This is a genomic window from Vibrio toranzoniae, assembly GCF_024347655.1.
Lineage (GTDB): Bacteria > Pseudomonadota > Gammaproteobacteria > Enterobacterales > Vibrionaceae > Vibrio > Vibrio toranzoniae.
Genome location: NZ_AP025514.1, coordinates 2,400,853 through 2,413,987, shown reverse-complemented (window position 1 = coordinate 2,413,987; position 13,135 = coordinate 2,400,853). Strand labels below are relative to the sequence as shown.

Genomic DNA, 13,135 nt, shown 5'->3' with positions numbered 1-13,135 from the left:
GAAATTGGTGCCAGCGTTACGCTGAGCGGTATCGTTATTTTATCGCGACTTGTAAAGCGTTGCTGACTAATCTTGATGATTCCAGCTATTTTCTCGTTCTTTAACCATTGCGAGCAGCTTTTGGTTAGTGGGTACTTCTATTTGATGCTTGAGTGCGGTCTTTATAAGGTGCCCGGTAATGAAGTCGATCTCAGTCTTTCGCTGATAAAACATATCTTGCTTCATTGAAGAGTTGTTCTGTGCTGTGGCGTGAATAACCTTGTTGACGCTTGCTTCTAACTCATTGAATGAATAAGTAATACCTTCCGCCTGCATTACTTGCGTGAGTTCGTGAATGATGGAATTCAGCGTCTCGCTGAAGCGTTGATCGGCGAGCTCCCCATTCTTAATTTGTTCTAATCCAGTCAGTGGGTTGATAGCACAATTGATGGCGAGCTTAGTCCAAAGTGCCGTTTTTATCTTAGGGTTCCAGTTCACGGTTGGTAGGGCGTGTTCCAACACATCAACCAAAAAAGTGCATTGCTGACCTTTGAGGTTAAAAGCCCCTAGTTGAGTTTGGCCGATTCCTGTGTGGGATACATTGTTGCGGTCGGATTTAAAAGCTGCTTGGGTGGTGGTCGCCAATACTACCGGATGAGCATCAATTTGAGTGGCTATCTCGTCTACTGCTCCCATTCCGTTGTGCATGAACATAAGAATGGTGTCAGGGGCGAGATATTGAAGTAACGGAGTGGTGGCTTCTTCCACTTGCCAAGCCTTGACCGTGACGATCACTAAGTCACTTGCAGATAGCTTTTCGATATTGTTGTTACTGAAGGAAATTGAAGTTCGCTCATCAAGCGATAGGTCTGTAGAGATTTCAGAAGAGCGACTCCACAAAGAGACATTATGACCCGCTTGAAGTAGTTTTATGGCCCACAAAGATCCAATAGCCCCAGGCCCAACAATCGTGATGTTCACAGCAATACCGAGATAAGAAAGTGATGCTGCAAGGATAGCGAGGCATTATATGAAAGCAATAAAAAATGACACCCGAGGGTGCCATTTAGGAAATATTTCTTAGAAGTTCGATTAGAACTTGTAAGTTACTGCTACGTAGTGACCGAAGCCAGTTGTTTTACCAGCTAGGCCGTCATCTTTAAGACCGTATACGTCTTTGTAACCTTTTAGACCGTAACCAACCGCGAAGCGGTCTGAGTGCCAGTAGATACCGTTGAACATAGCACCACCGTTAGTAGTGTTAAGTGCAGCGAAGTCGTCATCCATACCAAATTGGTAATCGATGTAACCTTGGTAAGAGATGAATGAACCGTTCTCGAAGAAGTAGAATGGTTTGAACCAGTTCATAGAAACTTGGTAGCCGTTCCAGTCTTTTTCCTTTGAATCGTAAGTACCGTAAAGGTTTAGGCCAACTTTACCGAACCATGGAACCATTACGTCAGAACCAAGACCTACTTTCTGAGTGTTCACACCACCGTTTGCACCATCCCACTCTATAAGAGTAGCAACGTATAGCTCTTGAACTGGACCGAAAGACAGATCTTTACCTGTCAGGCCATCTAGAGACATACGTGGAGCAAACTTCATAAAGATTTTTGAGTCAGCGTCAGCTTTGTCGCTGCCAGGATCAGAAGTTAGGTTGAACACATCAACATAACCGTAAAGATCGAAGATACCAGAGCGGCCGCCGAATTCCATTTCTAGGTAATCATGAGTTGATTCACCTGGAAGCTCGTCAATTGCACCCATAAGGTTGAATTGAAGCCATTTGTAATCGTTCTTGTGAATGTCGCCGTCAGAATAATCTGCTGCCATTACTGGAGCAGAAGTTGCTGCAAGTAGGCCAAGAGTTAAAAGTGATTTACGCATAATGGAACTCTCTATATTTGAAATAAGTAACCCGCAAACTTGTAAGTGTTTACGTTGTCCGAATGCCGAGCATAATAGCGATTTTGTTCTCAAATAAAAGTGAGACAGAGTGAAAACTACAATTATTAAAGTGAAGCCGATCACACTAACGATCTAAATGACGGAACTTTAAGATAGCAATGCATCTTGATGCACCATAAATTCTATTGATTTTGTGAAATTCGGTTATTTTGTGGGGGAATTGCTGAAATACCGTTCTAAGCAAACGATTCTACTGAATAGAGTGACATGCATATCAAAATCAACAGTATTCTTTTCTAAGCTTTCTTTTCCTCAAAATGAGGTAAATCGTCCGTCTCGTTTTCTTTGCTTTGAGCTATTTTTGATCGACGTTGTACTGGAGTTAGAATCATTTGATAAAGAGGTAATTGAGCTTTGTTGTTTATTTATAGAAAGAGATTGTTCTTTGTTCTAAACATGGAAAGAACTTTGGAGAGTTTGCAATTGATGATGTGATGGGAACGGAGTTCCACTTAACTGTGACTGGTACAATAGATTTTCGGTTTCGTCTCTGCCGTCAGAAAGTAAAAAGGGTAGTTTGACGCTACCCTTTTTTTACTATTCTTGATGGTTTTTGGCTTTTTCTAATAAATCAGTGAAAAAGTGGCGTAATGAATAGAGCATGATCAAACTCGGAATCACCATTAATGCTGTCAGTATGAAGAAAGTCGACCAGTCATTGAGGTAATCAACGACTTCACCGCTGAATGATGCCAGTGTTGTCCGACCTAAATTTCCCAATGATGCAAGCAGAGCGTATTGGGTTGCAGAGAATGCTTGGCCAGTTACCATTGTCAGGAAAGAAACAAATGCAACGGTTGAGAAGGCAGATGTGAAGTTATCAACCATCAGCGTGGCTAAGAACAGATGCTCATTTGGACCAACTTGGGCGATCCATGCGAACATTAGATTACTGGCTGCCATTGCAATACCGCCGATCATTAACCCGCGAACTATACCAAATTTAACATTGACCATACTGCCAATTAAGGTGAATAACATAGTTAACCCCCAACCGATTAATTTAGAGTAGTAACCGATTTGCTCGTTAGAGAAGCCAATTTCTTTATAGAATGTGATCGACATTCTTCCCAAGAAGGCTTCGCCTATCTTAAATAGAAAGACGAAAAGTAATAAAGTTAGAGCGACTCTAAATCCATTGCGTTTGAAGAAGTCTAGGAAGGGTTCTGCGACGGTCACGGTAAGCCAGACAACAATAGGGTTACCTACTATTTGACGATGACGGCGTTCGGCTTCTGCTTGTAAGCTATCTCGTTTCGTTTTTGGTTCGCCAACGAGTAATGTGAACAACATTAGAATTGCGACAATACCAGCCATACCGTAGTAAACACCATTCCAGCCAACTGAATCAGCATTTATGAAGGCAAGGTAACCGGGTAGCGAATAGCCTGTCCACCAACCTATAACCGTCATAGCAGAAGCTTGAGGCAGTTTAGATGACTCTGACTTTGGAAATGTATCAATTCGAAAGGCATCGATCGCAATATCTTGAGTCGATGAAGCAATCGCTATGCCTAAAGCTAACATCGAAGCTAGAACAAGATCATCGGCTGGGTTTACTCCAGCAATGAAGAGCGTGCAGATCAATACAGCGCTTTGACACAAAAATATCCAACTACGCCGTTGGCCTAATATCGCATGTAGGATTGGTAGTTTGACTCGGTCTACCAGGGGGGCCCATAGAAAGTTAATGGCATAAACGGCAAATACGCTACCAAAATAGCCAATAGCAGCTCTTGTTAAACCTGCATCTTTTAGCCAACCAGACATGTTGGAGCCAATAAGAACCCATGGGAAGCCACTTGAACAGCCTAACATAAACACCCAAAGTAGACGTTTATCTAGGTAGCTGCGAAAAGTCTGCATCCAAGAAAGAGAGGGAGAGCCTGATGACATGGGGCGTCCTTGTATAGAAAAACGCCCTTAAGAGGTTAAGGGCGCTGTATGAGATTACTTAAGAAGTGTTACTTTGTTGATGATGATAGGGTCTATTGGGATGTCTGACATACGGCCCATTCGCTTAGTCGGAATGGTAGCCATCTTCTGTACGACATCAAATCCCTCAGTCACTTTACCAAATACAGCGTAACCAGGATTAGCGCCTTTCGCGTTTAAGAAATCATTGTCAGCAAAGTTAATGAAGAACTGACGAGTTGCAGAATCAGGCGCATTAGTGCGAGCCATAGCGATCGTTGCTGTATCATTCTTTAGACCGTTACTGCCTTCGTTTTTGATAGGGCCATAAGTCGCTTGTTGATCCATGTCTTGATCGAAGCCACCACCTTGAGCCATAAAGCCAGGAATAACTCGGTGGAAGATAGTGCCTTCATAGCTGCCGTCTTCAACGTATTTTAGGAAGTTCTCAGCGCTAATCGGTGCTTGCTCTTGATTAAGCTCAATAGTGAAGTTGCCTAATGTTGTTTCCACGTTCACTTTAGGACCAGCCCAAACGCTCACGCTCACCAGCATTAATACGATAGAAGTAAAGATACGGCTCATTAGAAACGTTCCTTCATGTAAGTTTGTAGCTCTTGGTCGTTAGCAATCTCAGTAAGTACTAAATTGAGCACATCATTAAGGACCATTGAGATGTCGTCGTTTGAAGCGCTTAACGCACCAGTTCGAACGGCTGTACCATTGAATGTCTTAACCAGTTTGCCTTCAGGTGTCTCAGCGGTTACTTCAAGCGTCACTTTACCGTCCATTTGGTTTTCCATGATGGTGTGTTCTACGGTAACGAGTGCTTCTTGAATCTCTAAAACAATCGAGTTTTCACTGTTTACGCTTGCACGGAAACCTTGAGAGTCCAGCTGTTTTGCTAGCGCGTTTTCTAGAGAAATACGCATGTTTTGCTTAGCGTGAATCGGCTGAATATTTGAACGGCCGCTATCAACCAATGCTACATATTGAGCAGCACGGACATCTTTACTTGTGAGCGTGTATGTTTTGCCTTGTACAAGGTTGCTTGAGCTTAGTGAAGCTTCTGGCATTACGTTGATCTGTTCTTGCTGAGGGGCTGAACATGCCGTCAAAGCCATAATAGAAGCAGCCAAAATCAGTTTTTTCATTCCTTTATCCTTTCTAAATTCACACCAGAAGCTCGGTATTTTAAATTTTTGTGAAGTCGTTTCTGCTTATTTATTAAAATTAGCAGGTTCTCTTGTTGCCTGTAATATCTCAAATTTTTGGTTTAGTTCAAGCGTTTCAACGTTCGCTTCACCAAATAATCTTGCGAGTTTTACATCGTATCCGAGGTGTCGGTTACCAATAACAATTAATTTTCCGCCATTGCTAAGAACATGCTTCGCATCACAGAACATTTGCCATGCAATGTGATCAGTAATCGCTTGTTGTTGATGGAACGGAGGGTTACACATCACCAAGTAGGTGCTGTTTTTCTTAAAGCCATCTAAACAGTTGTTAGCAATGAATTGGAAGTTACCTTCTTCACCAAGGTTATCCTTGACGTTTTGTCGTGCTGATTCAACGGCCATAAAACTCTCATCAACGCAGGTGATACGAGCTTTGGGATTCAATTGCCCGGCTTTTACACTCAATACACCGTTGCCACAGCCTAGGTCGATAATATGACGTAGCTCAGGATCTTGAGGTATGTGCTCTAGCATATAGCGAGCGCCTTGATCGAGTGCTTCCCCTGAGTAAACATTCGGTAAATTTTTCAGGCGGATATCTTCACCGTCTACATCCCACTCAACAAACGGCTCAACAGTTTGAATCGGTTGGCAATTTGGAGAAGAGAAAACCAAGCGGTGCTTTTTCTTCGCTAATGAGGTTTTGGTCTCGCCTAGGTATTTTTCGAAAAGGTTAAGTGTAGAGGTGTGGATCTCTTTTACTTTGTTGACACCGATCACTTGGCAGCCTTCAGGCAGTGCTTGGCGTAACTGACTTAACTGCCATACAAGGTGGCGGTTGGTTTTTGGTAGTTGCATGATCACAAGATCGATACCGTGTGGGATAGCATCCATTGTGTTTAAAAAGTTGACTCGATTACATTGATTTCGCTGTAAGTTTTTTAGCGCACCGCGATGAGAGATAAATGAGTCGCTCATCATGGTGACATCATGATCTTTCGAGAACCAAGCAGATAGAGCACCAAAGCTGTCGTTCATGATCAGTATGTGTTTGCCAGGTTCAAGGTTCATCTCTTCAACATGACTGAGCAGGTATTCGTCGCCCGCATCCCAAGCTTGAAGGGTTTCATTTGAACGTTTAGGGAAACGATGTAAGGTCAAAGTTCTATCGTGAAGGGTAAGTTCGGTTTTCATTGCTTGAGGTGCTTATATAAGAAATAACAAAGATATTGTCTCAAATGCAGGCTAAACAAGATAGAAAAAACTCCACTAAACCGGAGTGGTTCGCAATGAAATACTCAGACAGTCGACCTGTTAAGGTTTATACTCAGCAACATATAATGCCAATACGTTACTAAGGAATCACAATGATCCAAGAAGTTATCGAAACAAAATTGCACAATGAGTTTTCACCAAGTCATTTAAACGTGGTGAATGAGAGCTATATGCACAATGTTCCGGCTGGTTCTGAAAGTCATTTTAAAGTGATTGTTGTCAGCGATGTGTTTGAAGGTTTGCGTCTTATTGCTCGTCATCGAGCGGTCAATAAAGTACTTTCAGAAGAGCTAGCGAATAATATTCACGCCCTGTCCATTCACACTTATACAAAAGATGAATGGATGAAGCAGCTAGATAACGTGCCAGATAGCCCAATGTGTATGGGTGGTGGTAAGTCATAGAACTTATCTATACAAAAGAGGCGGCAATACCGCCTTTTTTGTTGCCAAATATCTCTGTTTTTCGTTGTTATATCACTCAAATTGATGGTAAATCGAACGGCTAAAAATACCTACAATGAGTAATGTTTTTATTAACAGTGTTTCAACATAGTTCGTAAAATATGAGTTTGTGACAGAGTATTAATCTCTTGTTTAAAACATGATTCAAAAGCCATTTTATCTGTGCGGCCCGTCAAATTTATACATATTTGAGAGTCCATATGCTTCAAATCTCACCAAATAAAGGCCGTATTCAAGTTATTGGTCATGGCATCAAGTTATCAAAAAATGCTAGTATACGGCACCTGATAAATCTCACATGATTTATGTGATGAGTTTATTAAGATAATGTTGCGATTTTGGTGCCTCAAATTTACCAAAACCGGACACAGTAATGTCGTGTCTAAGGGCGATTTAAAACGTCCCGAATTTACGCAATTAAAAGAATCTTTTTCCCGATAAAGTAGTGCAAGTGCGTATGATTACAATAAATAAGGGTTTGGACCTTCCTATTGCAGGAACTCCATCCCAGGTGATTAATGATGGTAAGTCCATCACTAAAGTCGCCTTGCTTGGCGAAGAGTACGTTGGTATGCGTCCTACGATGCATGCTCGCGTTGGTGATGAAGTGAAGAAAGGCCAAGTTCTTTTTGCAGATAAAAAGAACCCAGGTGTTGTATTTACTTCTCCAGCAAGCGGTAAAGTTATTGAAGTGAACCGTGGTGCTAAGCGTGTTCTTCAATCAGTAGTGATTGAAATAGCAGGCAATGAGCAAATCACGTTCAATAACTATGAAGCCAACCAACTAGCAGGTCTTGACCGTGAAACGGTTAAAACTCAGTTAGTTGAGTCTGGCGCATGGACCGCTTTGCGAACTCGTCCGTTCAGCAAGGTTCCAGCCATTGATTCTGAAACTCAGGCTATTTTTGTAACTGCTATGGATACGAATCCGTTAGCAGCTGAGCCAGAATTAATCATTAACGAGCAGTCTGATGCTTTCGTTGCTGGTTTAGATCTTCTTTCAACATTGACTAACGGCAAAGTGTACGTTTGTAAAAAAGGCACTAGCTTGCCTCGTTCTGCTCAGTCTAACGTTGAAGAACATGTTTTTGATGGCCCACACCCTGCAGGTCTTGCAGGCACGCATATGCATTACCTTTACCCGGTAAATGCACAAAATGTAGCGTGGAGCATTAACTACCAAGATGTTATCGCATTCGGTAAGCTTTTCCTTACTGGTGAGATTCATTCTGAGCGTGTTGTTGCTCTGGCTGGCCCAGTGGTTAACAACCCACGTCTAGTTCGTACTCTAATTGGTGCTAGCCTTGAAGAGTTAACAGACAGTGAGTTAATGCCAGGCGAAGTTCGTGTGATTTCTGGTTCTGTACTCACGGGTACTAAAGCAACAGGTCCACATGCTTTTCTTGGTCGTTACCATCAGCAAGTTTCTGTTCTACGTGAAGGTCGTGATAAAGAGCTATTCGGCTGGGCTATGCCTGGTAAGAACAAGTTCTCTGTTACTCGTGCATTCCTTGGTCACCTGTTTACAGGTCAGTTGTTCAATATGACAACGACAACAAACGGCAGTGATCGTTCGATGGTTCCAATTGGTAACTATGAGCGCGTGATGCCTCTAGATATGGAACCTACATTGCTACTTCGTGATCTATGTGCAGGCGATATTGATAGTGCTCAAGCACTAGGTGCGCTAGAGCTAGACGAAGAAGATGTAGCATTGTGTACCTTTGTATGTCCAGGCAAGTACGAGTACGGTCAACTACTTCGTGAATGCCTAGATACGATTGAGAAGGAAGGGTAATTTTCATGGGCCTTAAAAAGTTTCTTGAAGACATCGAGCATCATTTTGAGCCAGGTGGTAAACACGAGAAGTGGTTTGCGCTTTACGAAGCAGCAGCGACAGTGTTCTACACGCCAGGTCTTATCACAAAGAAAAGCTCACACGTTCGTGATAGCGTTGATTTAAAACGTATCATGATCATGGTTTGGTTCGCGGTATTCCCAGCAATGTTCTGGGGTATGTACAACGCGGGTGGCCAAGCTATCGCTGCACTTAACCATATGTACGCAGGCGCTGAATTAGTTTCTGTTATCGATGGTAACTGGCACTACTGGCTAACCGAAATGCTTGGCGCCTCCTTAGGGCCCGATGCTGGTGTTGGCAGCAAGATGCTACTTGGTGCGACATACTTCCTACCTATCTATGCAACGGTATTTATCGTTGGTGGTTTCTGGGAAGTTCTGTTCTGTATGGTGCGTAAGCACGAAGTCAACGAAGGTTTCTTTGTTACTTCTATCTTATTTGCGCTTATCGTTCCGCCAACTCTTCCTCTATGGCAAGCAGCACTAGGTATTACCTTCGGTGTTGTTGTAGCGAAAGAGATCTTCGGTGGCACGGGTCGTAACTTCCTGAACCCTGCACTTGCTGGCCGTGCGTTCCTATTCTTTGCATACCCTGCACAGATTTCAGGTGACGTAGTTTGGACTGCTGCAGATGGTTTCTCTGGTGCAACTGCGCTTAGCCAATGGGCTCAAGGCGGCGGTAGCGCACTAATGAACGTAACATCTGGTGAAGCAATCACTTGGATGGACGCATTCATTGGTAACATTCCAGGTTCTATCGGTGAAGTATCGACTCTGGCGCTTATGATTGGTGCTGCGATGATCGTTTACATGCGTATCGCTTCATGGCGTATCATTGCTGGTGTGATGATTGGTATGATCGCTGTATCTACTCTGTTCAACGTGCTCGGTTCTGAGACAAATGCGATGTTCAGCATGCCTTGGCACTGGCACTTAGTTCTAGGTGGCTTCGCGTTTGGTATGTTCTTCATGGCGACAGACCCAGTATCAGCTTCATTTACCAACAAAGGTAAGTGGTGGTACGGCATCTTAATCGGCGCAATTTGTGTAATGATCCGTGTAGTTAACCCTGCATACCCAGAAGGCATGATGCTTGCGATTCTATTCGCAAACCTATTTGCCCCTCTGTTTGACCACGTTGTAATCGAGAAGAACATTAAGCGGAGACTAGCGCGCTATGGCAAGTAATAACGATAGCATTAAAAAGACGCTGTTTGTTGTTATCGCATTGAGCCTTGTGTGCTCAATCATCGTTTCAACAGCTGCAGTTGTTCTTAAACCTAAACAAGAAGCTAACGCAGTTCTGGATAAGCAAACTAAGATCCTGGAAGTTGCAGGCATTGAACTTGCGGGTGATATTCCAGCACTGTACGCCGATAATATTGAACCTCGTTTAGTTGATTTGGCTACTGGCGACTTTGTTGAAGGCGATGCTGCTGAATACAATCAACGTAAAGCAGCAAAAGATCCAGCTCAATCAATCAAGCTTTCAGCTGACGATGACATCGCGAAGATTATTCGCCGTGCGAACACTGCGACAGTGTACCTAGTGAAAGATGGCACTGAAACTTCTAAAGTTATCATTCCTATTCACGGTAATGGCCTTTGGTCAATGATGTACGCATTCGTTGCGGTAGAAACAGATGGTAACACTGTGGCTGGCATCACATACTACGAGCAAGGTGAAACTCCTGGACTTGGTGGTGAAGTTGAGAACCCAACTTGGCGTGATCAGTTCGTTGGTAAGAAATTATTCGACGAAAACCACAAACCAGCGATTAAGGTAGTTAAAGGTGGCGCTCCTCAAGGTTCAGAGCACGGTGTAGATGGACTTTCTGGTGCAACACTGACTAGTGTTGGTGTTCAACATACATTTGACTTCTGGTTAGGTGAAATGGGCTTTGGTCCTTTCCTAGCAAAAGTTCGTGACGGAGGTCTGAACTAATGTCTAGTGCAAAAGAAATTAAAAAAAGCGTATTAGCGCCTGTGTTGGACAACAACCCAATCGCGCTACAGGTTCTTGGTGTGTGTTCTGCTCTTGCGGTTACCACTAAACTAGAAACAGCATTTGTTATGACTATCGCGGTAATGTTTGTTACTGCTTTGTCTAACTTCTTCGTTTCTTTGATCCGTAACCACATTCCTAACAGTGTACGTATCATCGTTCAGATGGCAATTATCGCATCATTAGTAATCGTGGTTGACCAAGTGCTTAAAGCATACCTATACGATATCTCTAAGCAGCTATCTGTATTCGTAGGCCTAATCATTACGAACTGTATTGTAATGGGTCGTGCTGAAGCATTCGCAATGAAGTCTGCACCAATCCCATCTTTAATCGATGGTCTTGGCAACGGTCTTGGTTACGGTTTCGTTCTTATCACTGTTGGTTTCTTCCGTGAGCTTCTAGGCTCTGGCAAACTATTTGGTATGGAAGTACTACCTCTAGTGAGTAACGGTGGTTGGTATCAGCCGAATGGCTTGATGCTTCTAGCACCTTCTGCGTTCTTCCTAATTGGTTTCTTGATTTGGACAATTCGTGTGTTCAAACCTGAACAAGTAGAAGCGAAGGGGTAAGGTAATCATGGAACATTATATTAGTCTGCTAGTTAAATCGATTTTCATCGAAAACATGGCGCTTTCTTTCTTCCTAGGTATGTGTACATTCCTAGCGGTATCTAAGAAAGTTAAAACTTCTTTTGGTCTTGGTGTGGCGGTAGTTGTAGTACTTACCATTGCTGTTCCTGTAAACAACCTTGTTTACACACACATCCTAAAAGAAAACGCGCTTGTTGAAGGTATCGATTTAAGTTTCCTTAACTTCATCGCGTTCATCGGTGTTATCGCGGCGCTTGTACAAATTCTAGAGATGGTTTTAGACCGTTTCTTCCCACCTTTGTACAATGCACTAGGTATTTTCCTTCCATTGATCACAGTTAACTGTGCAATCTTTGGTGGTGTATCTTTCATGGTAACTCGTGACTACAACTTTACTGAATCTATTGTTTACGGTTTCGGTTCTGGTGTGGGTTGGATGTTAGCTATCGTTGCTCTTGCGGGTATCCGTGAGAAGATGAAGTACTCTGACGTACCTCCAGGTCTACGTGGTCTTGGTATCACGTTCATTACTGTTGGTCTGATGGCGTTAGGCTTTATGTCTTTCTCTGGTGTTCAACTGTAGGGTAAGCACCCAGTAATAAGGAATAACAAATGTTTAGTATTATTCTTGGCGTAGCGATGTTTACCATTATTGTACTGGCTCTAGTACTAGTGATTCTTTTCGCTAAGTCTAAGTTAGTACCATCAGGTGACATCACTATTTCAGTAAATGACGATCCTGAAAAGGCGATCGTTACTCAACCTGGTAGCAAGCTACTTAGTGCCTTAGCTGGCGCTGGTATTTTCGTATCTTCTGCTTGTGGCGGCGGTGGCTCTTGTGGTCAGTGTCGTGTGAAAGTTAAGTCTGGCGGTGGCGACATCCTACCAACTGAACTTGATCACATCACAAAAGGCGAAGCTCGCGAAGGCGAACGTCTTGCATGTCAAGTTGCTATGAAAACCGACATGGAGATTGAACTAGACGAAGATATCTTTGGTGTTAAAAAGTGGGAATGTACTGTTATCTCGAATAACAACGAAGCTACTTTCATCAAAGAACTGGCTCTTGCAATCCCTGAGGGTGAAGAAGTACCGTTCCGCGCGGGTGGTTATATTCAGATTGAAGCTGAACCACATCACGTGAAATACGCAGATTACGATATTCCTGAGGAATACCGTGGTGACTGGGATAAGTTCAACTTGTTCCGTTACGAGTCTATCGTTAAAGAGCATTCGATCCGTGCTTACTCTATGGCTTCATACCCAGAAGAGAAAGGCATCATCAAGCTTAACGTGCGTATCGCGACTCCGCCGCCAAACAACCCTGACGTAGCTCCTGGTGTGATGTCTTCATACATTTGGTCTCTTAAAGAAGGCGACAAATGTACTATTTCTGGTCCATTTGGTGAGTTCTTTGCTAAAGATACAGACAATGAAATGGTCTTCATCGGTGGTGGTGCAGGTATGGCGCCAATGCGTTCACATATCTTCGACCAGCTTAAGCGTCTTAAGTCGAGCCGTAAGATGTCTTTCTGGTACGGTGCGCGTTCTAAGCGTGAGATGTTCTACATTGAAGATTTCGACGGCCTAGCGGCTGCGAATGAAAACTTCGTGTGGCACTGTGCACTGTCTGATCCTCAGCCAGAGGACAACTGGGACGGTTATACCGGTTTCATCCATAACGTATTGTACGAAAACTACCTGAAGGATCATGAAGCTCCTGAAGACTGTGAGTACTACATGTGTGGTCCACCAATGATGAACGCGGCTGTTATCGGCATGCTGAAAGATCTTGGTGTAGAAGATGAAAACATCCTACTAGATGACTTTGGTGGTTAATCCATTCAAGTGATTGATATTATGGCTGACTCCAACGAGTCAGCCATTTGTTTTTCT

Annotated in this window: 13 protein-coding genes; 7 read left to right on the top strand and 6 right to left on the bottom strand. The window is 43.2% G+C overall.

The genetic code is table 11. From position 1 onward, the window contains the following. Positions 1-66 precede the first annotated feature (66 nt). The 6 genes from panE to OCU50_RS10830 all read right to left on the bottom strand — a co-directional run bounded on the left by panE (position 67) and on the right by OCU50_RS10830 (position 6,236). Positions 67-960 (bottom strand): 2-dehydropantoate 2-reductase, encoded by an 894-nt coding sequence (gene panE, locus OCU50_RS10855; RefSeq protein ID WP_060468461.1) that lies wholly within the window; start codon positions 958-960, stop codon positions 67-69. Positions 961-1,071: 111 nt separating this feature from the next. Further along, positions 1,072-1,869 carry a nucleoside-specific channel-forming Tsx family protein gene (locus OCU50_RS10850; RefSeq protein WP_060468460.1) on the bottom strand — a complete coding sequence of 266 codons (798 nt, stop codon included), beginning with the start codon at positions 1,867-1,869 and terminating at the stop codon, positions 1,072-1,074. 618 nt (positions 1,870-2,487) lie between these two features. After that, entirely contained in the window at positions 2,488-3,846 is a 1,359-nt protein-coding gene (locus OCU50_RS10845; RefSeq protein WP_017056763.1) for an AmpG family muropeptide MFS transporter, read from the bottom strand. Positions 3,847-3,900: 54 nt separating this feature from the next. After that, complete coding sequence (locus tag OCU50_RS10840) at positions 3,901-4,449, bottom strand: peptidylprolyl isomerase (protein WP_060468459.1); 549 nt, start codon at positions 4,447-4,449, stop codon at positions 3,901-3,903. Next, the gene (locus OCU50_RS10835) at positions 4,449-5,018 is read right to left on the bottom strand and encodes a YajG family lipoprotein (protein ID WP_017056765.1); all 570 of its coding nucleotides are present in this window, start codon (positions 5,016-5,018) and stop codon (positions 4,449-4,451) included. The genes OCU50_RS10840 and OCU50_RS10835 overlap by 1 nt, the downstream gene beginning before the upstream one ends. Before the next feature lie 66 nt (positions 5,019-5,084). Continuing rightward, positions 5,085-6,236, bottom strand: coding sequence for a methyltransferase (locus OCU50_RS10830; RefSeq protein WP_046224560.1), 1,152 nt, complete (start codon positions 6,234-6,236; stop codon positions 5,085-5,087). A gap of 173 nt (positions 6,237-6,409) precedes the next feature. Between OCU50_RS10830 and bolA the strand changes: the two genes are divergently transcribed. From bolA to nqrF, 7 genes are all read left to right on the top strand, one after another. Beyond that, a complete protein-coding gene (gene bolA, locus OCU50_RS10825) occupies positions 6,410-6,721 on the top strand; it encodes a transcriptional regulator BolA (RefSeq protein WP_017056767.1) in 312 nt (103 codons plus the stop codon). A gap of 517 nt (positions 6,722-7,238) precedes the next feature. After that, positions 7,239-8,579 carry a Na(+)-translocating NADH-quinone reductase subunit A gene (locus OCU50_RS10820; RefSeq protein ID WP_032547916.1) on the top strand — a complete coding sequence of 447 codons (1,341 nt, stop codon included), beginning with the start codon at positions 7,239-7,241 and terminating at the stop codon, positions 8,577-8,579. A gap of 5 nt (positions 8,580-8,584) precedes the next feature. Beyond that, positions 8,585-9,829 carry an NADH:ubiquinone reductase (Na(+)-transporting) subunit B gene (locus tag OCU50_RS10815; protein WP_060468458.1) on the top strand — a complete coding sequence of 415 codons (1,245 nt, stop codon included), beginning with the start codon at positions 8,585-8,587 and terminating at the stop codon, positions 9,827-9,829. Continuing rightward, on the top strand, positions 9,819-10,586 hold the full coding sequence (locus OCU50_RS10810) for a Na(+)-translocating NADH-quinone reductase subunit C (protein ID WP_046224562.1): 768 nt from the start codon (positions 9,819-9,821) through the stop codon (positions 10,584-10,586). The genes OCU50_RS10815 and OCU50_RS10810 overlap by 11 nt, the downstream gene beginning before the upstream one ends. Then, positions 10,586-11,218 (top strand): NADH:ubiquinone reductase (Na(+)-transporting) subunit D, encoded by a 633-nt coding sequence (locus OCU50_RS10805; RefSeq protein WP_017056771.1) that lies wholly within the window; start codon positions 10,586-10,588, stop codon positions 11,216-11,218. The genes OCU50_RS10810 and OCU50_RS10805 overlap by 1 nt, the downstream gene beginning before the upstream one ends. A 7-nt stretch (positions 11,219-11,225) precedes the next feature. Then, positions 11,226-11,822 carry an NADH:ubiquinone reductase (Na(+)-transporting) subunit E gene (gene nqrE / locus OCU50_RS10800; protein WP_046224563.1) on the top strand — a complete coding sequence of 199 codons (597 nt, stop codon included), beginning with the start codon at positions 11,226-11,228 and terminating at the stop codon, positions 11,820-11,822. 29 nt (positions 11,823-11,851) lie between these two features. Beyond that, the gene (gene nqrF / locus OCU50_RS10795; protein ID WP_060468457.1) at positions 11,852-13,078 is read left to right on the top strand and encodes an NADH:ubiquinone reductase (Na(+)-transporting) subunit F; all 1,227 of its coding nucleotides are present in this window, start codon (positions 11,852-11,854) and stop codon (positions 13,076-13,078) included. Positions 13,079-13,135: the final 57 nt, after the last annotated feature.

Coding starts and splice junctions, on each gene's coding strand:
- OCU50_RS10850 (WP_060468460.1), bottom strand. CDS start 1,869: ATGCGTAAATCACTTTTAACTCTTGGCCTACTTGCAGCAACTTCTGCT.
- OCU50_RS10845 (WP_017056763.1), bottom strand. CDS start 3,846: ATGTCATCAGGCTCTCCCTCTCTTTCTTGGATGCAGACTTTTCGCAGC.
- OCU50_RS10840 (WP_060468459.1), bottom strand. CDS start 4,449: ATGAGCCGTATCTTTACTTCTATCGTATTAATGCTGGTGAGCGTGAGC.
- OCU50_RS10835 (WP_017056765.1), bottom strand. CDS start 5,018: ATGAAAAAACTGATTTTGGCTGCTTCTATTATGGCTTTGACGGCATGT.
- OCU50_RS10830 (WP_046224560.1), bottom strand. CDS start 6,236: ATGAAAACCGAACTTACCCTTCACGATAGAACTTTGACCTTACATCGT.
- bolA (WP_017056767.1), top strand. CDS start 6,410: ATGATCCAAGAAGTTATCGAAACAAAATTGCACAATGAGTTTTCACCA.
- OCU50_RS10820 (WP_032547916.1), top strand. CDS start 7,239: ATGATTACAATAAATAAGGGTTTGGACCTTCCTATTGCAGGAACTCCA.
- OCU50_RS10815 (WP_060468458.1), top strand. CDS start 8,585: ATGGGCCTTAAAAAGTTTCTTGAAGACATCGAGCATCATTTTGAGCCA.
- OCU50_RS10810 (WP_046224562.1), top strand. CDS start 9,819: ATGGCAAGTAATAACGATAGCATTAAAAAGACGCTGTTTGTTGTTATC.
- OCU50_RS10805 (WP_017056771.1), top strand. CDS start 10,586: ATGTCTAGTGCAAAAGAAATTAAAAAAAGCGTATTAGCGCCTGTGTTG.
- nqrE (WP_046224563.1), top strand. CDS start 11,226: ATGGAACATTATATTAGTCTGCTAGTTAAATCGATTTTCATCGAAAAC.
- nqrF (WP_060468457.1), top strand. CDS start 11,852: ATGTTTAGTATTATTCTTGGCGTAGCGATGTTTACCATTATTGTACTG.